This is a genomic window from Ruoffia sp. FAM 20857 (assembly GCF_045528645.1).
GTDB classification, from domain to species: domain Bacteria; phylum Bacillota; class Bacilli; order Lactobacillales; family Aerococcaceae; genus Ruoffia; species Ruoffia halotolerans.
In genome coordinates this window covers 56,608-77,810 of sequence record NZ_JBGQRB010000002.1, presented here as the reverse complement: position 1 = coordinate 77,810, position 21,203 = coordinate 56,608, and the positions used below count along the sequence as shown (strand labels likewise).

The following is a 21,203-nucleotide window of genomic DNA, read 5'->3' as shown; positions in this document are numbered from 1 at the left end:
AGATGATGCGAATTAAACGACCAGTAATACAAGCGGATATAGAAGAAAAAGAGTTAAAAGACTTATACCAACCCCACGATTATATCTTAGAACTAGATGGCTATGATTTGAATGAACCTGACTTTACAACCGTTCAGGTGGAACAAGTGCGATTATATAATTGCGTCATTCGTGACGGTATATTCAACGATATGGATTTAAGTGATGCAGATCTGACTGATGTGCGCTTTATCGGCTGTGACTTCTCGAATGTAAATCTAAGCCAAGCATCCATTCACCGAGTAGAGTTTGAAAATTGTAAGTTACTCGGAACTCAGTTCTCTGAAACCATGTTAGGTGACACACTATTCCAAGAGGCAATCTTAAACTTATCTACATTCGCGGATTCAAAGTTAGTGCGAGTCTACTTTCAAGAGTCGTCACTTCAAGAAGCAGCCTTCTTTGAATGTAAACTAAAGCAAGTCAACTTTGAAGAGTGTGAACTCAATGACATTACCTTTGATCATACACCTTTAAAAGGCATCAACCTTAGCACATCAAACTTTGACTCAATCCGAGTCGCCATCGAAGACTTGAAAGGCTGCCAAGTGTCCAGAGAACAAGCCTTAGGCTTGGTTGGGTTGATGGGGGTAGAAGTGGTGTAGGGGAAATCATAGAAATATTTCAGCAATAAGAATAATCATATAGTAAAATGGTATAAAAATAGTTAAGGTTAAGGTGAAAAAATGAACAAAAATATTGATGTTGTGGGAGCTATTCTAATAAAAGAAGGAAAGATATTATGCGCTCAACGGGGAGGAGAGAAATCCTTACCTTATTTATGGGAGTTTCCTGGCGGAAAGATTGAGCAAGGTGAGACGCCTCAAGAAGCACTTCATAGAGAATTGATTGAAGAATTAAAAATTGAAGTAGTAGTGAGTAACGAGATCTTTGATGTAACAAGATATAACTATGATTTTGGGACTGTTAACTTAACAACATTTATCTGTCATTTGGAACTTGGTGAACCAGTATTGACTGAACATGTTGCTATTAAATGGCTCGCCCCTAACGAGATTAAAGCATTAGATTGGGCACCAGCAGATATACCAGCTGTTGAAAAACTAAGCCAACTTGATCTAAGTTGAGGTATTTAAGATGGACCTATTAGAACAATCACTTAGAAAAGCCTTTATCAATCGAAAAGAAATTGGCTCGCAATATGATCCAAAGTTAATTATTAATCAACCTGAGAAAAAAGAATTTTTGTTGAATAATTTACAAGATGAGACTGAGAAATGTGTATCATTCATTTTCTCAATTGCTTTTGTCACTCAAGATGGGCTGAACGCAATTAAGACTTATTTAAATGATTTAAACCAAAGAGGAGTAAAAGGGCGCCTAATCACGTCGACTTACTTACAATTTAATCATCCCGATGTCTTTGAATCATTAATGAAGATACCCAACTTGGAAGTAAGATTATCTGAAAAACGTGGTTTTCATGCGAAAGGTTATTTATTTGAGCATCAAGATTATCATTCTTTCATTATAGGTAGTTCAAACTTAACAATGAGCGCACTGAAGCTCAACTACGAATGGAATGTGAGATTAACTTCTTATAACCATGGAGAAATAATTCACCAGATGAAGATGCATTTGGAGGAGCAGTGGGAACAAGCGATACCTCTAACACAGGAATGGGTAACAGAGTATAGAGAGAATTATATAGTTGAAGAGATTACCGATTTGTCGGTAATCAACGATCCGCCACTGAAAGAAAACTATATTGTACCTAATCGAATGCAAGAAGCAGCACTGTCTAGTTTGAAGGCTTTGCGAGAGTCTGGAGAACAAAGAGGACTTGTCATTTCAGCAACAGGTACGGGTAAAACGTACTTAGCTGCCTTTGATGTATTGAATGCAAGACCAAACAAGATGTTATTCATTGTTCATCGGGAACAAATCTTAAAAGATGCGATGCGTTCTTTTCAAAGAGTAATCGGCGGAAGTAGCGGAGATTATGGAATACTATCCGGTAATCGAAAAGACATTAATGCAAAATACCTTTTTGCGACGATACAAACGATCTCAAAACTAGAGTACCACCAACTATTCGAACCGGATGAATTTGATTATATACTCATTGATGAAGTCCATAAGGCCGGGGCCAATTCTTACATTAAGACAATCAATTACTTTGAACCGCAATTTCTACTAGGTGTTACAGCGACCCCTGAGCGAACAGATAAAATCAATATTTATGAATTATTTGATTATAATATCGCGTATGAGATTCGTCTGCAAGAAGCATTAGAGGAGGACTTATTGAGTCCCTTTCATTATTTTGGGGTGACTGATTATGAAAAAGATGGCGAAGTCATTTCTGAAGTAACAGACTTGAAGCATCTTGTACTAGAAGATCGAGTGAAATTCCTCATTGAGAAGCTAGATTATTATGGAGTATCACATAATAAAGTGCGTGGTTTAGTATTTTGTAGTCGCAAGAATGAAGCAGAGTTATTGGCCGAGCAATTTAATCGTTTGGGTATTCCATCCTCTCACTTAACGGGCGACCATTCGATTGAGGATCGAGAATATGAGATACAACGTTTGGAAGCGGGAGAGATTGAGTATATCTTTACTGTCGACATATTCAACGAAGGGATTGATATTCCTATGGTGAATCAAGTTGTCATGTTACGTAATACCCAATCTAGTATTATCTTTATTCAACAAATGGGACGAGGCCTACGTAAACACAAGTCTAAGGAGTTTGTGACAATAGTTGATTTTATCGGCAATTATAAGAATAATTACATGATTCCAATGGCCTTGTCCGGGGATATCTCTGGGAATAAAGATAATTTACGCCGGGATACGTTTGAGACAAGTTATATTACTGGCCTTTCATCCATTAACTTTGAGCAAGTAGCTAAAGATCGGATATTTGCTTCAATTGATCTAGCAAAATTAGATACAATCGCTGAACTAAGAAAGGCCTATACGAAGTTAAAAGAACGTTTAAATCGTATGCCGAATTTGTCGGATTTCAAAGAATCAAATACATTAGATCCGTTAATTATTATGAATCGTTCGGATAATTACCATGACTTCTTAAAAAAAATGAAAGATAGTGATCAAGTTCTTTCTGTTATAGATAATAAGATGTTAAAGTTTTTATCGAAAGAAATTCTCCCTGGCAAGCGTCAACATGAAATTGTTTTAATGAAAGCCTTAATGGAAAGTAATTCATACATGATGACACGAGTAGAAATTGTTCAATTATTTAAACAATTTAACTTGGATTATTCACAAAGAACGGTAGATTCAGTAATCAAAACGTTGTCATTAGACTTTTATACCGGAACTTTGAAGATGGCGTATAAAGGGGCGGAACTCATTAAAATTGAGGGTGAAACGATTAAATTCACGCAAGCATTCATTGAAGCGTTGAAAGTTGATTACTTTGCTGATCATGCAAAAGACGTGTTAAAAACAGCTTGGCTATTAAGTAAGGAATTCGACCAGTCGTCACCGTTAACAAGGTATCAAAAATACTACCGCCGAGATACGATTAGACTGTTAGGTTGGAAAGAACAAATTGTAGACCAGAACATAGGTGGTTATGTTCGTGATGATGAAGGAAAAATATTCGTTATCTTTGTAACATTGGATAAAGGTGAGGATTTCCAAGGCGCGGAGATTGCTTATGAGGATGCCTTGTTGGATGAGTCAACTATGCATTGGGTTAGTAAAGCCGGCCGTAAGCTTAGTTCACCTGAGATTCAAATTATGCAAAATCCAAAAGATTGGGCAATTCATGTCTTCGTGAAGAAATCCGACGATGAAGGATTAGACTTCTACTACTTGGGTGAAGTTCAACCAAAAGTAAACACCATTCATCAACTTGAGAAACCTACTGGGGACGGCAAGAGTAAGAGCGTCGTTGAGATGGAGTTGAAGTTTAAAGAGCCGATTGAAAGTCGATTGTTTAAGTATTTGAGGTAAAGATAATCCTTCTAATTATTTAATATGACAATTGCTGCAACAACCTTAAGGTAGTGCTGCAAAGTATTTAACACCCTTCTAATTAGTTATATAGCCGCTTAAACTATGATTAGCTGTAGCATATGTATTTAATTGGAAAGGGTGTTTGTTGTGAAGAGGTATCGTGTGTGGGTTACGTCAGAGTATGAGTATGTGATTGAAGTTGATGATGATGCGAGTTGGGACGATGTTCAAGAAAAGGCATGGGAGGAAGATTGGACGCCGTTGATTCATAGGGCAGATATCGTTGAAATAGATGAGATTCAGGAGTAATTAAATAGAGTTAAATTATAACCAGCCCGGACAGTATAAAGGTTCGGGCTAATTATTTAAGTATTATTATTTATATTCATATGGTTAGGTGGGGTACCGCTAGTTTGTAGGGTAATTTCTTATCCCCACTTCCGTAACTTGTGTTACTTGTGAATTGAAAAGTTCATCTATTAAATTCAATACTATTGTTGGACCGTTCTTAAATTGACATAGTTTTTTAAAGTCACTCAGTAACGGATGTACTATGTTAGCAGTTGAATAAAGGCAATATTTTACTTCTAATCTCTTTTTAATATCTTCAAAACCTTTTTTGAGATTTTCAGAGGTTATAGCAATTGATTCAAAATCGGGTGGATAAAAGAGATATTTTTCTTTTTCACCTAGAAAATTATATATAATAACCGGATAAAAAGTGTACAAATTCAGCCTCCTAAGTTTAATTATGAATAAATATCACTATGGAGATATATTGACGAATCGATTAGAAGCAGATGCGCTCATATCAAAAGAAGAATTTCGACAAATTATCTCTGATAGAAAGTATAATGAATTTCAATTAGGTGATCTATTCGAATTTGATGTTACAGATTTTTCAAAAGTAGATTTTAATGAACTGTTTAATTATTTGGAAAAATTATGATTAATAAGCAACAAAGCTAGATAGCTCTTATCTTGCTTTGTTGCTTATTTTAATTTATTGATGGGTTCAGATTGGAAACGTTAAAACCATTTGTTGGATTCGTATTAATGATCTCTCCATTAAGAGATATGTGTTTTTTGAAAATGAACCAAATAGAGTTCAAATCAATAGCTGATTATATTTATAGAATCTCGAAATAGTTATGTAATAATCTAACTTTTTGGGTTTCGTTCTATACTCATTTTGATAATCACCCAAAACTCATGGTTAGCTTCACACCACTTCGCTCAGCTATGTGTTTAAGTATCTGAATTTTAAGAATAGCATTCCCTTTCTCAACCCTTGCAGTGGTTGAACTTATCAACTAAGTTCGCAAAGTCTAACTGAGCTAACCTTATTGAATGTTTTAATTGCTTTACAAAACTTTGCTAATCAAGGATACGACATGTTAATGCCTATGATGTTTATGGCTAACATGGCTATTACTGGAGCAACAGCTGCAGTTTATACTAAGGTAAGATCAAAAGAAGAGAAATCACTCGTATTATCTTCAGCAGTCTCAGGACTCTTAGGAATCACTGAACCAGCATTGTTCGGGATACTTTCAAAATACAAAAAAGCATTTATTGCAGCTACAATAGGTAGTTCTTTAGCATCTGCTTTTATTAGTTTTTTCGGTGTGAGAATTTATGGCTATATTCTATCAAGTATTTTTAGTTTACCTGCTTATATAGGTGAATACTTTATATTCGCAGTGTTAGGAATTCTTATCGCACTTATCTCATCATATGTAATTACGTATGTTTTAATCCCTAGTGTCGAAAGCAGTGATTCAGATACAAACACTGATAATGAAAACACAGTGAATAAAATTGAGTTATATTCTGTTTCAAATGGAGTATATATGCCATTAGAAGATGTTTCGGATGAAATATTTTCATCAAAAATGATGGGGGATGGGTTTGCTTTCCAATCATTGGAAGGTGAAGTATTCTCTCCAGTAGATGGTACAATTTCAACAATATTTCCAACAAAACATGCCATTGGAATCAAAACAGACACTGGCATAGAAGTTCTAGTTCATATGGGAATCAATACCGTAGACTTAAATGGACAAGGATTTAGTGTTTTTGTTGAAGAAGGGGATAAAGTTGGACCTGACACATTAATTGCAAAAATGGACTTAGATTATATTGAAGGACAAGGAAAAGAAACACCGATTATTGTTGTAGTTACAAATATGGATCGAGTTCAATCGGTTATCGGAGTAGATGAATTGGAAGGAAATCATCAGAAAGGCGAATTGATTAATACAGTAAATTTAAATAATTAAAGTAAAATTAACTCAAGTAGAATTCATCAATTAGTTTAGATTTTTTTACAAAAATAACTAATAATCAAAATAATTAAGTTCAGGCAGTTATAAAATACTGTCTGAACTTTTTTTATATGTTAATAGGAGATATTTAACCTAAAATATCCCTTATTAATAGCATTTATCAGTGGTTTTCTTTTTGTGTCATCACCTATTAATGCTACAATAACGATGAAAAACCTAGGGAGGTTACAGTCATGAAAGTGTATTTTGCAGCATCTATTCGTGGAGGTAGGGCGGATATTTCTATTTACAAGCAATTGATTGCTTATTTGTCTGATAACCACGAGGTGTTAACCGAACATATTGGTGACGATAGTATAATTGCCTCTGGGGAAGTTGAACGGACCAATAAAGCCATTCGTGACCGCGATATTCAGTGGATTGAAGAGTGGGATGTTATGGTGGCTGAGACGACTAACCCTAGTTTAGGAGTCGGATATGAGTTGGCTTACGCTGAACATATTGGCAAACCAGTTATAATTATACATCGAACAAATCAGAGTCAATTGTCTGCGATGATCGCTGGGACAGATTATTTTGATAGTATTTATTATTACGAAGAGATTGAAGATGCTATTGGAATTCTTGAAGCACAATTAGGGAAGGAAGAATAACAATGATAGACAAAATTGCACGTGACTTTTCAGTAGGTGAATTTGAGTCAGCTTATACCTTTCTTTCTGAAGACATAAAGTGGCATGTCGTTGGAGAAAGTACAACGCAAGGTAGAGAAGATGTCATGGAACGTTGTCAGCAGAGTCGGGATTATTTCGATTCAATTGAGACAGATTTTACCGTGTTTAAGCTCATTGAGAGTGGGAATCAAGTGATTATAACAGGATCAGGTATCTTTGATAATAATGGTGTTGTGTCGCGAATTGATGCATGTGATATTTACACATTTAATGAAGAGCATCAATTGATTGAGATAGAATCATATTGTGTGCCGGTTTAAGAAAAGGATTGATAACAAAGCTATATTGTTATCAATCCTTTTTTATTTGGAATTTAAAATATATGATTAATAACACTCTAATTATATTTTGAATATCCATATGTACTAAATATGAATATGTGATAAAATTAATTTATAAACATACTTGTTTTATAATTTGAAAAGAGGTGCACGGATGAAAAAAATGTTTCTCGTCTTAAGTAGCATGTTGGTGTTATCAAATGTTGTTGGTGTATATGCACAAGAGGATATTGAAAGTGAAATTGCTCAGAAAGAAGCAGAGTTAGAAGAATTACGTAATCAACTTGAAGAAACACAGAATGATGGCGAAGGTGATCCGGTAGAAGGAACAAATGTAGCGCAACTGGAGAAAAGAGTTGCTGTAGGTAATTCAAATTCAGATGAGCAGATTAGTCAGCTATTAGCACTCTTTGGAATGGAGAGCAATGATCAATCTAACTTAATAAAAATTGATGGTGTTGCTTTAAATGAACTTATCAGTGACGGTTCAAATGAATCAACAGATGTTTACTCAAGTGTAATGGTCGATATGCCAGAAAGTGGTTCGGGAGTTAATGTTGAAATATTAACACCAGAGAACATTACCGTAGTATCTGAATCAGCTTATCAAAATGCAGCAATTACGGCAGGAGCAACGAATGCAGATATAAAAATTGCATCTGTTATCGCAGTAACAGGTGAAGGTGCTTTAGGTGGTGTATATGAAATATTTGATCAAGCTGGTTATAGTTTAGATGCAGAAGATATTCAAACCGCTGAGAACCTTATCCAAATAGAAGAAGTATTATTAAGTGAAACAAATATGTCGGAAAGAGAAGTGTCCCAGTTAGTTACTCGCTACAATTTGGCTATTGTTCATGCAGTAGAAGGTAAGGAAGCATTAACTTTACAAGAAGTTAATGAAATACTTAGCGAAATTCTAGCTGATTACAATTATCAATATAGCGAAAATGTACAATCTTTACTACTAGATCACGGTGTTGCTTTTTCTAAATCATCAGTATCTAAAAACCCTGACACAAGGGCAGCCCTAGAAGAAGCAATGAGACAATACGAATCAATTAACCAAGTTTATAACCATGGTGAAATTCAAGTCGAAATTACCGATATGTATTTAACGGACGAAAGAGTAGATTATGTCACTGAAAATTATGATAATGTATTTACAGTTCATTATTCAGTGACAAATACTGGAGAGACTGAAACTTCCGCGGGATATGATTTTGCGTTATATGTTAACGGTCAAAAAGCAGATGATTACTTTTTAAACGATGATTTTCAGACGATGGTTTCATCCAATCGCCAAGCAGATGTTAAACAGAGCTTTGGATTTAATGGCGCAGCAAATTTAGAGGACATGGAACTAGAACTAATGGATATGAGGGCCTATGGGAAACCGCCGGTTGTAATACCTTTAGATGGAAGCGAGCCATCAACCCCAGAAGATCAAGCAGCTGATGTAGAAAACGGTGTATCTAGTGAATTTGCAGAAAGCGTGGAGAATGAAGAACTTGTAGAAATTCTTCAAGCATTTTATGATTCGGGACTTAATGTTATGGAACCTAAAATTATGACGCGTAATGATTATGGAATTGCGCCATTACTAGCTGAAGAAGCTGTTAGTTTTGGAGCACAATTTGCTGAGTTTGTTTTTGAAAATGAAGATGGAAGTATTGACCAATTCAATTATGGAAGGTTATTTTTAGTGAGAGATGAGAATGATCTTCAAACAATGAAAGCTGTGTATGATGATTTAGGGAAGGAAGCAGCTATGCTATATTCTCATACTTATTCAAAAGGAGATATATTACTTCAAATGGGTGGCGATGTTTCAGATGAAGACTTCGCTTTATATACTGCAGTGATTGATGAGGTAGTGGAATAAAGCAATTAAAGCTTCTAACTTTAATTATGATATATAAAACTATCCCGCTAAATTCATGTTACGTGAATTTAGCGGGATGGTTTTAATTTTATATGTTATTAATCCTTCAAATCACTGATACACCCAATGATTAGGTTCTGTCTCAATTAATTGATTCTCAGGATTATAGAACGCTTCATCTGGTTTATAAATAATTCGTTGACGTTCTTTTTCATAATCTGGATCTGGTAATGGGATGGCTGATAGCAAACTTTGTGTATAAGGATGCTTCGGATGATCATACAAAGTATCAGCGTCCGCGACTTCAACAATTTTTCCTTGGTACATCATACCGATTCGGTCACTAAAGTACTTTACCATTGATAAATCATGGGCAATGAATAAGTAAGTTAAGTTATGTTTGACTTGTAACTCCTCTAGCAAGTTAATAATTTGTGCTTGGATTGAAACGTCTAAAGCAGAAATCGGTTCATCACAGACGATGAAGGTTGGTTCAACGGCTAAGGCCCGAGCAATACCAATTCTTTGACGCTGTCCGCCAGAGAACTCATAAGGATATCGCGTAGCATGGTCTTTGTTTAAACCTACGGCCTCAAGTAATTCATAGACACGTTCAGACCGTTCCTTCTTGTTTCCTACTAGATTGTGTACATCCAAGCCTTCCGCAATAATATCGTTAACCTTCATACGCGGGTTAAGTGATGCGTAGGGGTCTTGGAAGATCATCTGAACTTCTTTATTGAAGGCTAATTTACTTTGAGTGGTTTGTCTTTCGGTCCATGACTTACCATCAAAGATAATATCCCCATCAGTTGGTTGATATAAATTAACAATGGCACGCCCAATTGTTGATTTACCACTGCCTGATTCACCAACTAAACCAAATGTTTCACCGCGGTAGATATCAAAGCTGACACCGTCGACCGCTTTGACTTCATTACGAGTACCTTCATTATAGTATTGTTTTAACTGTTTAATCTGAACAAGAGGTTGTTTCTTTATTGGCTTGTCTGTCATTGAATCTCCCCTCTCTTTAGTTTCAATTCAAAGTGTTCATGGCGTTTTTGAATGGGTTCCGGCACTGTAATTGCTGGCGCCTTTGGATGCAAGAGCCAAGTTGCAGCGTAATGTCCCTGTCTTACTTCGAATAAGGGTGGTTGTTTAACAAAATCAATGGCCAATGAGTATTCATTCCGAAAGGCAAAAGCATCTCCTTCAGGTGGATTTAATAAGTCCGGAGGTGTTCCAGGTATGGCATACAAGCTTCCTTTTGAATCTGGGGTTGGCATTGAGTTTAATAAGCCCCAAGTATAAGGGTGCTGCGGATGATAGTAAATATCATCGACCGATCCAATTTCAACAATCTTACCTGCATACATTACGGCAACTCGGTCAGCCACATTGGCGACGACACCTAAGTCATGTGTAATAAAGATAATAGTCATTTGTTTCTCTTTTTGAATTTTTTTAAGTAGTTCAATAATTTGAGCTTGAATGGTTACATCGAGTGCTGTGGTGGGTTCATCTGCGATTAATATCTCAGGGTCTCCCGCAAGGGCAATCGCAATAACGATTCTTTGTCTCTGTCCTCCAGAAAACTCATGTGGATATTGCTTCATTCGTTCTTTAGGATTGACTAAACCACATAAATCTAAGAGATTGATCGCTTCATCCACCGCATCTTTACGGCTCATCTTTCTTTTCTTCTCAAGCACTTCCGTAATTTGTCTTCCGATTGAAAGTGTTGGATTCAAAGCGGTCATAGGATCTTGGAAAATCATCGCAATTTGATTTCCACGAATTGCTTCCATTTGCTTGTTTGTATACTTTAATAAGTCATTATTTTTGAAGATAACCTGGCCACTTTCAATCATCGAATTTTTGCTTAATAGTCCTATAATTGAGCGAGCCGTTACAGTCTTACCTGATCCCGATTCACCAACAATGGCTAAGGTTTCTCCTTGATAAAGATTAAAAGACAAGCCTCTGATTGCTTGTAATTTCCCAGAAAAAGTTTGGAAACTAATGGCTAAGTCTTTTACTGTTAATACTTCTTCTTTCAAAATATCACCTATTCTTTCATTTTCGGATCGAATGCATCTCTTAAACCATCAGCTAAAAGGTTAAATGAAAGCATAATAATCGAAATCACTGCTGCTGGATACCACATGAGATGAGGTAAGAATCGGAAAGTCTTGTAACCGTCATTAATAAGAGTTCCAAGGGATGCGTTAGGCGCTGGAATTCCGATACCAATGAAGCTTAAAAAGGCTTCAAAGAATATTGCTGACGGTAAGGCAAACATGACTTGTACGATAATCAAGCCCATCATATTTGGTAAGATATGTTTGAACATAATCTTAATAGTGGGTTGACCTAACACTTGTGCAGCTAAAACATATTCCTGTTGCTTGAGTCGAATTGTTTGAGCTCGCACAACCCGAGACATCGTAATCCAACTGGTTAAAGCAATGGTAATAATAATCGAAACCAAACCGGGATTCATAACTAAAAGCATGAGTACGACAATAACTAAGTTAGGAACACCTGATAGAATTTCAAGCACTCGTTGCATGAGGTTATCCACGCGTCCGCCCATCCATCCAGAAATCATACCGTATGCAATTCCGAATATTAAGTTTATTAGCGCTGCTGCGAAGGCAACGATTAAAGAAATCCGTGTCCCGAAGATGATGCGAGACAATAGGTCTCGACCTAAACTGTCAGTTCCAAGATAATAATAAACTCCTTCAGGTACACCAGATTGGTCATAACTATCAATTAATGCACCCCCACGGTTTACAGACGTTCCATTGAACCAACTAAACCCTTCTAAACCAGGAATTTTTGGTGGTAAATTTGACCATGCAGGGTTTTGCGCATTTGGATCATGTGGCGCAAAGAAGGGTGCAAACACAGCGATAATGATAATCAAAGAAATAACAAAGAATGAAATCATCGCGCCTTTATTCTTTTTGAGACGACGCCAAGAATCTTGGAGGAAGTTTAGTGTAGGAGCGACAATTTCCTCATTCCGATCAGATTCTAATTGAACTTTTGTTGTAAATAGTGAGTCGTCTATATCTTTTGTGCGTTCTACAATTTTTTGATTATAGTTTGTATTAGGAATCTCTGTATGTGACATTTACTTACCTCCTTGTGTAACACGCATCTTAGGATCGATCAATCCGTAAAGAATATCTACAATGAGGATAATGACAACAAGAATAACTGAATACATGATTGTCACACCCATAATAGTTGGATAATCGTTCACTAGAATCGATTTTGTGAACTGTTCTCCAATTCCAGGAATGGAGAAGATATTCTCAATAACGAGTGATCCAGTCATTAAACTAGCAGTTACCGGTCCTAAGATAGTTAATAAAGGAATAATTGCATTTCTTAGCGCGTGTTTACTGATAATATATATTTTTGAAAACCCTTTGGCTTTGGCGAGTTCAATGTAATCACTATTAAGCACTTCAATCATCTCCGTACGAATGAACCGGGCAGCTTCAGCCGTCGGTGAGATTGCTAAAGCAATCGTCGGCAGGATGCTCGATAAGAAGCCATCGCGCCAAAAAGCGATCGGTAGCCATTCTAAGACAACGGCAAAGATGAATTGAAGTAATACAGCAAAGACAAAGTTTGGCACAGATCGTCCACCAATAGCAACCGTTGAAGTTAATGTATCAATCCAAGTGTTTTGTTTAACTGCTGCGATAATACCCAGAATGGTTCCCACAATTGTTCCAAGCACCATCGCTTGGAGTCCTAACTGAATCGAAGGTCCGGCTCTATCTGCAAGAATTTGTGTCACAGGGATATTATTGAACTGGAAGGAAACACCGAAGTCTCCTTTGAGTACATTCCTTATATAATTAAAGTATTGAATATGAATGGGTTCGTTTAATCCATACTTTTCATATAATAAGGCAAGTTGAGTCTCAGTTAATAATTCTTCGTTGGCAAAAGGTGACCCTGGTAAAAATTGCACCAATAAAAAAGTTACAGAAATAATAATAAATAATGTAACTGCCATTAATGCAACTCTTCGTAATATATAACGAAAATATTGTGTCATTCTAAACCTCTTTCTATTATATAACTGTGTCATGAATCGGTATACGATCATGATACAATTTGACAATTGACTACACTAGCAACATCTTAAGAACTAGCGACGTAATTCCGTTGAACTACTGAGCAGAAATATATATACTTGACGTAAATCATAACTTCGACCCAAAGGTAACACTCTCAAACCTTTTACTTCTGGAGTAAGTAAGAAAGGATTGGCTCTTTGGTAAATCGGAGCTACAGCTGCTTCTTCTTTAATACTTAGTGTTTCAGCTTCAATTAAAGTTTCCCAACGGCCATCTAAGTCATTTACGAAGTCATATTTAGCTGAACGAATAAGTTCTTCTCGACAGGTCATCATCAGAGACAAGTAGTTCTAAGTCTATTGTATCAAATTCTAGTTCTTCTTTGGCAGTATTCCAATCCGATTAATTATAAAGTTCTTTATCGAAGGCTTGAGAAATCGCACGTCTTAAAGCAATGTTGCCCGTGTTTTCACGAGCTGTATTGAAACCTAAGTAACCAATCTTTGCTATTGGAAGGGTATGAAGAATATCACTTCCTGTTCACTAACTTCGAATCAGTCAATCCCAGTTCCGATTTCTTTTATCACAGATATGTGAGCTACATCAAGGTATACATTTTCAGCGTCCTAATAATTATCATTTTTGACAAAAGCCCATTCCAAGTTTACACCGATCCAACCTCTTCACAGGCAAGAAGCGAGTCGCTAAAAATAACTTTGGAAAGTAATCAGCCTGGTACTCAAGAATAATTTCAAGTGTCTTTTCATCCAAAGCCATCACCTCTTTCGATGAAAAAAGTCCCTTCTGTCAGAAATAATCTAACAGAAGGGACGAATTTATCGTGTTACCACCCAGGTTCCGAATTACTTTCACAAGTAATCGCTCAATAAGTATCAATGAATACTTTGCGCGTTATCGGGCGCACCCGTCGATTTAATTTGAATCATTCGAATGCTCCAAGTTCATCTTCATTCACTTTTAACTATCTGTTTTCACCAGCCAGACTCTCTAATAAAGTTAATTAAGTAAATTACTCTTCTCTTCGTCGCATTTCCTCATGGAATATTAATGATATAGTACTAATTATAAAAGCGTTAGTCAATAGTTCTGCTTTTGTTTTTAATTTTATTCAGTTATTTTTAATAAAAGTTGCAATATATATTTGTTCTTTTATAATACATCTTAATTATATTACGAAAAGAAAGAAGGACTATGATGTACTCAACAATACTTGAACGATTTATCCGATACGCTCGGTTTAATACACGAAGTAACCCAGCCAATAAACATATGATCCCTTCATCACCAGAACAAGTCGAATTTGCTTTGAAGCTTGAGAACGAATTGAATTTATTAGGGCTAGAGGAGGTATTCTATGATGAACGTGATGGTTTCGTCACAGCTAAAGTATCTAGCAACCAACCAGACGAAGATATTCCAGCAATTGGTTTTATGGCTCACATAGATACAGCTGACTTCCCATCTGAGAATGTAAACCCACAAGTTCATTACAATTATGATGGGAAAGATGTTGTCTTAAACAAAGAGTTAGATATTGTGATGACCGTCAAAGAATTTCCTAATTTAAAAGATTATGTTGGCGAAACATTAGTGACAACGGATGGGACAACTTTATTAGGAGCGGATTGTAAAGCAGGAATGGCATCAATTGTTGAGGTGATGAAACATCTTATCGAGAATCCTGAGATTCCTCATGGAGATATTTGGGTAGCATTTGGACCGGATGAGGAGATTGGGATTGGCGCAAGTCGCTTCATTGCAGAAAAATGGCCCGTTGAATTTGCTTATACCATTGATGGAGGACGAACTGGGCAACTCGATTATGAAACATTTAATGCGGCGCAAGCGGTTTTAACTTTTACTGGTACGAGTGTTCACCCAGGGGCAGCTAAAGATGTCATGGTAAATCCATTAGCGGAAGCAGCGAAGTTTTACCAAAAAATCCCAGCGAATGAAACTCCTGAAACTACTAGTGGTTATGAAGGATACTATATGTTAGGAGGTCAAACTGGGGACTTAAACTCAGTGACTGCGATTTATAATATTCGCGATCATGACTTTGATAAGTTCGAAGAGCGAAAAGCACAAATCAAGAAATGGGTCGATGAACAAAACGCTACTTATGCTTATCCAAGAATATCATGTGTGATTACAAATCAATATGCAAATATGGGAAATATAATAAAAAATGATTCAAGATCATTTGATTTAGCGAAGCAAGCTTACGCAGCAGTTGGTGTGACACCGAGAATTAACCCTATGCGTGGTGGAACAGACGGGAGTCATCTCGCTTTTAAAGGCATTGCGACACCTAATTTATTTAAAGGGTCTGAGAATTCTCATGGGCAATACGAATTTGTTACCGTGGAAAGAATGAAATTAGCGAGTGATGTCATACTATCTATAATTGAACTCGTCCAAGAACAACCAGTGGTTTATCACATCTAAACAAGAAAAAAGGTCGAACAAAGAGCGCTAAGCTCCTTGTTCGACCTTTTATTGTGGCATGTTATTCAGTAACATAAGTTGTACGTAAGTTAATTGTACGACCAAATGGATAGACTTCAAAGTTTTGAACACGTGGATCTAGTAAGTATGACGATGAAGCTTGGTAAATCGGTGCAGTGACTGCATCTTCTGCAACACCAATGCGTTCAGCTTCTAGCAATGCTTCACGACGTTGTTGAGAATCAGTTGCGTATTCAACCTGTGCTGCTTCTACGAGAGCATCGTACTCTTCATTTGAATATTCAGCAAAGTTGATTCCGCCATCCGTGCGATATTGTTCAATAAAGTTAATTGCATCTTGGTAATCAGGTGCCCACGTTCCATAGAAGATATCAAATTCTAGATTTCTTTGGAATTCAATACGGTTTTGTAATGGGACACTACGAATTGTTAATGTTAAACCAGGTAAGTTTTCTTGTAATTGAGCTTGTAAATATTCAGCCGTACGACCTGATAGGTCAACATCTGATGTTAATAATTCAAGTTCTAATGAATCCACACCTAACTCATCAAGTCCCGCTTGCCAATCTGCTTGAGCTTGTTCGACATCATAAACTAAGATATCTCCTTGCTCATCACGGAAATCAACCCCGTCTTCACTCACATCAAATCCGACAGGTACTAAACCATTTAATGGTGTTGAACCATCTTGAATAACCGATTCTGCATATAATTCTTTATCGAATGCTTGTGACAAAGCACGACGGATATTCGCGTTACCAGTAGCTTCTCTAGTTGTATTATAACTTAGATATCCAACAGTAGATTTAGGTACGGAGTAGAAAAAGTCACTTCCAGCATATTGTTGTACAAAGTCATCTGTTAAGACAGCATAGTCGAGTTGTTGCGCATCAAATAAATCAGCTCCCGTACCTGTTTCTTTCACTACTTGAACAAGAACATCTTCTAAGTAAACATTATCAGCATCCCAGTAGTTAGGATTTTTCACTAGATTCCATTCGAGGTTTGAACCGTTCCAGTTTTCTAATGTGAAGGGTCCATTACTTACAAGGTTTTCTGACGAAGTAGCATAGCTACTACCCACTTCTTCTACGAAAGCTTTGCTAACTGGTAAGAATCGACTTCCTGTTAGCAGCTTTGGTAAGTAAGGCGCTGGATATTCAAGTGTAATTTCTAGTGTTAAATCATCTAAGGCTACGACGCCCAATTCATCCAGTTCCATGTCACCGTTTCGGATACTTGCAGCATTTTTAAAGATTTCAACCGTCGTTGAAGCAACTGAACCTGAATTAGGATCAACCAAACGTTGGTAACTATACACAAAGTCATGCGCCGTGAGAGGATCTCCATTACTCCAAGTTAATCCATCTCTTAGTGTGAATGTATAAACGAGACCATCATCACTAACATTAACATCCTCAGCTTGACCTAATTCAACTTCACTCCCCGTTGTTACGCGGTACAGCCCTTCATTGATTTGACCGATCATATCTGATGTAGGGACATCATTGTATAATGCACTATCTAAAGTCGATAATTCTCCATTAGTTGCGATACTTAATGTTTGTTCAACAGAAGGATCCACCTCTGGTGCATCTTGAGCAGAAACAGGAACACTAGAAAACACGCTACCTAAGGCCAAAGCACTAACAAAAAGAGATACAACTTTCCTTTTTAATTTCATTCTCAACACTCATCCTTTTCTAAATAATATTTCTTTCAATTTAGCACTTTCTAATAATAAGTCAATGATAAAGATTACAATTAATAAATAATTAGAAGAATGATAAATAAATAAGTTTGAGGGATTTTTAACATTTCCCAAAATAGGGGTGACACTTTTTCTAAAAAATACGTTTATAGGGGTGTAAGTAGTTTTACTTACAAACAAAAACGAGGAGGGGTACGATGAACAAAGAATTCCTATCAGCAAGCTTAAAGCTTACTGCGATTAATCCGGTGACGGAGAAGAAGACAACGGTGACGTTGAATGATTTAACTCAGGATGCGCCAGTAGAGGATGTTGAGGCTGTTCGCAATGCACTGCAAAGTGTGATTGAGGAGCCAATCGCAACGGTAGAAGCGGTTCACACATTCGCGTTTGCGTAAATAGTGTCAGATAAAGATGCTTAAGTGAAAAGAAGGGTGGTATACACAATGGAAGAAACAAATAATTTAGAATTGTTATTCAAAGACGAAGCAGGATCAAACAAAAAGGTCACACTTCGTAACCCTAAGTTGGGCCTAACAGCACAAGAGGCTCAAGCAGCATTGGACGCAATTGCTGGCGCTGAAATCTTTGTTAATGAGAATGGTGATGCTTACGCGCAAGCAGTAGGAGCTCGCTACGTTCGTCGTACGGTTGAAGACATTTACGCTGCTTAATCGCAGCGCACCCCCAACGCCTCGCTATAGTTATTAGCGAGGCTTATTTTTTTGCGAAAAAGGAGGAAAAGGCATGTCTGTGATTGAATTAGGTAGTTTGGCTGGGGCAATGATTACGGTAATAACGCTCATCTCCAAGATGATTCGTTTAATTACTTCGATTCAAAATTTAATTAACCGCCTAGATACGATGCAAACAGAGCTGGAAGCGAATAAACATGGTTTAAGTGATTTAACCCAACGGGTCAATAACCATGATATGAAGCTTCATACCTTAGAGATGGAACAGATATCGTTGTCGAATCAAGTAAAGGAGCTGACCTCTTATGCGTTTAACTAATCGAACGTATGATTTACTGAAGTGGTTTGTCTTAGTGGTTTTACCAGCTGTGGCGGTACTTTTCCAAGGTTTGGGAGAGTTGTATAGCTATGCGGATGTGGAAATACTCGTTTCGACCATTAACTTATTCGCCGTTTTTCTCGGGACGATCTTACAAATTTCAAGTAAATATTACAATGGAGGTGACGGGAATGGCCACAGTACAGTCGTTGCTTAAAGTCGCACAAAGTTATATTGGTGTGAGTGAGGGGACGAACACTTTCAATAATTTAATTGCAGCCTATAATTCAATACGTCCCATCCCGATGGGGTATCAGGTCAAGTTGACTGATGATTGGTGTGACGTGTTTGTAACGGTTGTTTCCGATCAGGCTGGGATGAGTGATTTGATTGGGCGAGAGTGTGGTGTCCAACGTCATATCAACATCTTCAAAGCGAAAGGGATTTGGTTAGGAAGACAGTTCCCTAAAGCGGGTGACATTATTACTTTTGATTGGGATGGGAATGGTTGGGCTGATCACATTGGGTTTGTGGAGTCGGTTGAGCATAACCAAGTGAAGACCATTGAAGGCAATAGCCAAGCCAAAGTGAAGCGGAATACTTTTCAATGGAATGATAAGCGCATTATGGGCTACGCTAGACCGAAGTATCAAGTGGTCGGTGAAGTGAAGAAGACCATTGATGAGTTGGTTCAAGAAGTTATCGCAGGAAAATGGGGTGTCGGCCAAGCAAGAATGGCTCAACTCGCTGCTGCGGGTTATGACTTTAACCATGTGCAGAGTAAGGTCAATCAAATCTTTGTAGATAAAATTCAGACGCCGACTGTAGTTGTGTCAGAAGCTGCTCTAATATATCAAGATGCTCAGTTATCGAAGGCACATCTAGATAAGTTACTCGCCTTATCAAAGCAGTATCAAATTTTACCCAGTCTACTTATTGTTATGTTGCATTTTGAAGGGGTTTGGGGTCAGTCCAATGTCGCAAAATTAGATCAAAATTGGGGCGGGATGACCTGGTCAGTCAACTATATTGGCAATCCTGATATTAAGAAAACGAAGGGCAGTCCACGTCCTAAGAGCGAAGGTGGTTACTATCTTCGCTATGCATCGGAGGAGGATTTCTTTGAAGACTGGATATATTTACTGCGACCCGGTGGGATATATAAAGTGAGTGGCCAGAGGAATTTCAAGGATGCAGTCAAAGGCTTATTTCAGGTTGGTGGATCTAAGTACGACTATGCTGCTTTAGGATACACGAAGTACTTAGAACGCATGGAAGCAAGAAGAGTTGGGATAGATAAAGCCAATCCGGGCGTCTTGAAGAAGCTAGATGCAGACTGGTTTGCTGGAAGTGAAGGAAATGAGAAAGTGATTGTATCGACCGATGCGACCACTTGGCAGACCGGTGAGCGGATAGCGACTTGGGTCAAAGGCAAGGCTTTTGATGTATTAGAAACGAAAGAAGTAATGCAAAAAGCTTTTCTATTAGCGGATAATGGGACCGTGTTAGGTTGGCTATTAGAGTCAGATGTGTTGAGTGCTTAATTGAAATAGGAAGAACTTCTCGCGATTGCGGGAAGTTTTTTTATTTAAGATAATTTCGCATTTAAATGAAATTTAATTGATGGGACAAGGATCGTTTTTTGCTTGTGAGTGTCTTATTTCTATGAATCATGAGAATGTTGGGACAATAAAATTGTAAGCGGTTTGATAAAGCATATAATGAGTTTAGAGAATCATTTCAATGATTTCAAGAAGTCACAAGTTTTAAGGAATTTGACGACTAAAGAGGGGGCGGAGTAGATGGGTATATCACATAAGCTACTAAGAAAAGCATTGATGCCGATGGATTTAGTAATGATGGATCATCGGAGGAAACAGCCGGTCAAAAGTTCTAGTAGATTAAGCTCGTTATTGAAAGGTTTCATAAGAACACGGTAAGCTAAGTTAAATTAGTTTCTGTGTTCTTTTTGCATTTAATTTATTAAAGCGCTTCCTAACATGCTATAATAAAACTATATAATATATTTATACTAAAACACATAATAGACAGTAGCAATGATTAAGAGATTGATGAAATTGATATTGGCATTTATTTTTTAATTTTTGCGGGAGAAGTTGGGCATACTCAGTCACTTGAAGAGCAGCGAGAAGAAGCAATTCGACTTTATAAGGAAGGTACATAGAATTATACATTTGAGTAAGTTGAGGCATATGTGAGTAAACAAGAAGCAGAGGCCCTAGCAACAATAACAGTGAAATCTTATAAGAGTTATGATTACGGAATAGCTGGAGATCAATCTCACCGACAATTAGAGACTTAAATGAGAATGGTCTGAATATGTATGGGATGGAATTAGGTATTTACCAGTATCGTCCAATAGCACCGAACATGTGTCAGGCTACTTAACGCTTGAAAGATATTTTGTGGATCAAGGATATGTCGAAGGTTATACTTACCCGAATGCTGAAGTGAAAGTAACACATGTAAATGGTTATGCTACAACTATGGAAAATGCCGTAGCTGATAGTAATGGGTATTTTCATGTGGAGGGTTTTAGGCATCAAAATAATTTAACAACAACTGTGATAACAGTCACACATCCTGAAACAGGCGAGGAGATTTTAGTAGCACCATATCCTTGGACAGAGTGGGAACTTGAGAATGCAGAGTGGTAATGAGTAGAGTTCAATCATAG

The 21,203-nt window shown here is 37.2% G+C and carries 21 protein-coding genes, 2 pseudogenes and 1 other annotated feature; of the genes and pseudogenes, 16 read left to right on the top strand and 7 right to left on the bottom strand.

Annotation, left to right across the window (positions count from 1 at the left end; all coding sequences use genetic code 11):
* Positions 1-2 precede the first annotated feature (2 nt).
* The 4 genes from ACEN4N_RS00990 (at position 3) to ACEN4N_RS00975 (ending at position 4,302) form a co-directional block, all read left to right on the top strand.
* Positions 3-644 (top strand): pentapeptide repeat-containing protein, encoded by a 642-nt coding sequence (locus ACEN4N_RS00990; RefSeq protein WP_407093518.1) that lies wholly within the window; start codon positions 3-5, stop codon positions 642-644.
* An 81-nt stretch (positions 645-725) separates the two neighbouring features.
* Entirely contained in the window at positions 726-1,127 is a 402-nt protein-coding gene (locus tag ACEN4N_RS00985) for a (deoxy)nucleoside triphosphate pyrophosphohydrolase (RefSeq protein WP_407093517.1), read from the top strand.
* A gap of 10 nt (positions 1,128-1,137) precedes the next feature.
* Positions 1,138-3,990, top strand: a complete 2,853-nt coding sequence (locus ACEN4N_RS00980; protein ID WP_407093516.1) for a DUF3427 domain-containing protein — start codon at positions 1,138-1,140, stop codon at positions 3,988-3,990.
* A gap of 165 nt (positions 3,991-4,155) precedes the next feature.
* Positions 4,156-4,302 carry a hypothetical protein gene (locus ACEN4N_RS00975; protein ID WP_407093515.1) on the top strand — a complete coding sequence of 49 codons (147 nt, stop codon included), beginning with the start codon at positions 4,156-4,158 and terminating at the stop codon, positions 4,300-4,302.
* 99 nt (positions 4,303-4,401) lie between these two features.
* Here the strand turns inward: ACEN4N_RS00975 and ACEN4N_RS00970 are convergent, their stop codons facing one another.
* Positions 4,402-4,722: a hypothetical protein gene (locus tag ACEN4N_RS00970; protein WP_407093514.1), complete on the bottom strand. Its 321-nt coding sequence runs from the start codon at positions 4,720-4,722 to the stop codon at positions 4,402-4,404.
* Between the two features lie 10 nt (positions 4,723-4,732).
* On the opposite strand from ACEN4N_RS00970, the pseudogene ACEN4N_RS00965 reads away from it, so the two are divergent.
* The 5 genes and pseudogenes from ACEN4N_RS00965 to ACEN4N_RS00945 all read left to right on the top strand — a co-directional run.
* Positions 4,733-4,942: pseudogene (locus ACEN4N_RS00965) on the top strand (kinase); the annotation flags it as partial.
* A 409-nt stretch (positions 4,943-5,351) separates the two neighbouring features.
* Positions 5,352-6,275: pseudogene (locus ACEN4N_RS00960) on the top strand (glucose PTS transporter subunit IIA); the annotation flags it as partial.
* A 239-nt stretch (positions 6,276-6,514) separates the two neighbouring features.
* Positions 6,515-6,934 (top strand): nucleoside 2-deoxyribosyltransferase, encoded by a 420-nt coding sequence (locus ACEN4N_RS00955; protein ID WP_407093513.1) that lies wholly within the window; start codon positions 6,515-6,517, stop codon positions 6,932-6,934.
* A 2-nt stretch (positions 6,935-6,936) separates the two neighbouring features.
* Positions 6,937-7,275 (top strand): nuclear transport factor 2 family protein, encoded by a 339-nt coding sequence (locus tag ACEN4N_RS00950; RefSeq protein WP_407093512.1) that lies wholly within the window; start codon positions 6,937-6,939, stop codon positions 7,273-7,275.
* Positions 7,276-7,450: 175 nt separating this feature from the next.
* The gene (locus ACEN4N_RS00945; RefSeq protein ID WP_407093511.1) at positions 7,451-9,181 is read left to right on the top strand and encodes a DUF1002 domain-containing protein; all 1,731 of its coding nucleotides are present in this window, start codon (positions 7,451-7,453) and stop codon (positions 9,179-9,181) included.
* Between the two features lie 111 nt (positions 9,182-9,292).
* Here ACEN4N_RS00945 and ACEN4N_RS00940 read toward each other — a convergent pair whose 3' ends face one another.
* The 5 genes from ACEN4N_RS00940 to ACEN4N_RS00920 all read right to left on the bottom strand — a co-directional run bounded on the left by ACEN4N_RS00940 (position 9,293) and on the right by ACEN4N_RS00920 (position 13,625).
* The gene (locus ACEN4N_RS00940) at positions 9,293-10,198 is read right to left on the bottom strand and encodes an ABC transporter ATP-binding protein (RefSeq protein ID WP_407093510.1); all 906 of its coding nucleotides are present in this window, start codon (positions 10,196-10,198) and stop codon (positions 9,293-9,295) included.
* Positions 10,195-11,244 (bottom strand): ABC transporter ATP-binding protein, encoded by a 1,050-nt coding sequence (locus ACEN4N_RS00935; protein ID WP_407093509.1) that lies wholly within the window; start codon positions 11,242-11,244, stop codon positions 10,195-10,197. The genes ACEN4N_RS00940 and ACEN4N_RS00935 overlap by 4 nt, the downstream gene beginning before the upstream one ends.
* An 8-nt stretch (positions 11,245-11,252) precedes the next feature.
* Positions 11,253-12,326 (bottom strand): oligopeptide ABC transporter permease, encoded by a 1,074-nt coding sequence (gene opp3C / locus ACEN4N_RS00930; protein ID WP_407093508.1) that lies wholly within the window; start codon positions 12,324-12,326, stop codon positions 11,253-11,255.
* Complete coding sequence (locus tag ACEN4N_RS00925) at positions 12,327-13,268, bottom strand: ABC transporter permease (RefSeq protein ID WP_407093507.1); 942 nt, start codon at positions 13,266-13,268, stop codon at positions 12,327-12,329. It lies immediately after the preceding gene.
* A 93-nt stretch (positions 13,269-13,361) separates the two neighbouring features.
* Positions 13,362-13,625 (bottom strand): hypothetical protein, encoded by a 264-nt coding sequence (locus ACEN4N_RS00920; protein WP_407093506.1) that lies wholly within the window; start codon positions 13,623-13,625, stop codon positions 13,362-13,364.
* Positions 13,626-14,113: 488 nt separating this feature from the next.
* Positions 14,114-14,345 (bottom strand) — a binding site (T-box leader).
* Positions 14,346-14,505: 160 nt separating this feature from the next.
* Here ACEN4N_RS00920 and pepT point away from each other — a divergent pair.
* A complete protein-coding gene (pepT, locus tag ACEN4N_RS00915; protein WP_407089671.1) occupies positions 14,506-15,759 on the top strand; it encodes a peptidase T in 1,254 nt (417 codons plus the stop codon).
* A gap of 61 nt (positions 15,760-15,820) precedes the next feature.
* Here the strand turns inward: pepT and ACEN4N_RS00910 are convergent, their stop codons facing one another.
* Positions 15,821-17,464 carry a peptide ABC transporter substrate-binding protein gene (locus tag ACEN4N_RS00910; protein ID WP_407089653.1) on the bottom strand — a complete coding sequence of 548 codons (1,644 nt, stop codon included), beginning with the start codon at positions 17,462-17,464 and terminating at the stop codon, positions 15,821-15,823.
* Between the two features lie 224 nt (positions 17,465-17,688).
* Here ACEN4N_RS00910 and ACEN4N_RS00905 point away from each other — a divergent pair, with 224 nt between their 5' ends.
* The 6 genes from ACEN4N_RS00905 to ACEN4N_RS00880 all read left to right on the top strand — a co-directional run bounded on the left by ACEN4N_RS00905 (position 17,689) and on the right by ACEN4N_RS00880 (position 21,183).
* Positions 17,689-17,889, top strand: coding sequence for a hypothetical protein (locus tag ACEN4N_RS00905; RefSeq protein ID WP_138405219.1), 201 nt, complete (start codon positions 17,689-17,691; stop codon positions 17,887-17,889).
* 48 nt (positions 17,890-17,937) lie between these two features.
* Positions 17,938-18,165: a DUF2922 domain-containing protein gene (locus ACEN4N_RS00900; protein ID WP_138405218.1), complete on the top strand. Its 228-nt coding sequence runs from the start codon at positions 17,938-17,940 to the stop codon at positions 18,163-18,165.
* A 73-nt stretch (positions 18,166-18,238) separates the two neighbouring features.
* Positions 18,239-18,505 (top strand): hypothetical protein, encoded by a 267-nt coding sequence (locus tag ACEN4N_RS00895; protein WP_138405217.1) that lies wholly within the window; start codon positions 18,239-18,241, stop codon positions 18,503-18,505.
* On the top strand, positions 18,492-18,722 hold the full coding sequence (locus ACEN4N_RS00890; protein WP_235956391.1) for a phage holin: 231 nt from the start codon (positions 18,492-18,494) through the stop codon (positions 18,720-18,722). The genes ACEN4N_RS00895 and ACEN4N_RS00890 overlap by 14 nt, the downstream gene beginning before the upstream one ends.
* Complete coding sequence (locus ACEN4N_RS00885; protein ID WP_407089652.1) at positions 18,697-20,049, top strand: CHAP domain-containing protein; 1,353 nt, start codon at positions 18,697-18,699, stop codon at positions 20,047-20,049. The genes ACEN4N_RS00890 and ACEN4N_RS00885 overlap by 26 nt, the downstream gene beginning before the upstream one ends.
* An 882-nt stretch (positions 20,050-20,931) precedes the next feature.
* Positions 20,932-21,183 carry a hypothetical protein gene (locus ACEN4N_RS00880; protein ID WP_407093505.1) on the top strand — a complete coding sequence of 84 codons (252 nt, stop codon included), beginning with the start codon at positions 20,932-20,934 and terminating at the stop codon, positions 21,181-21,183.
* The last annotated feature ends 20 nt before the right edge of the window (positions 21,184-21,203 follow it).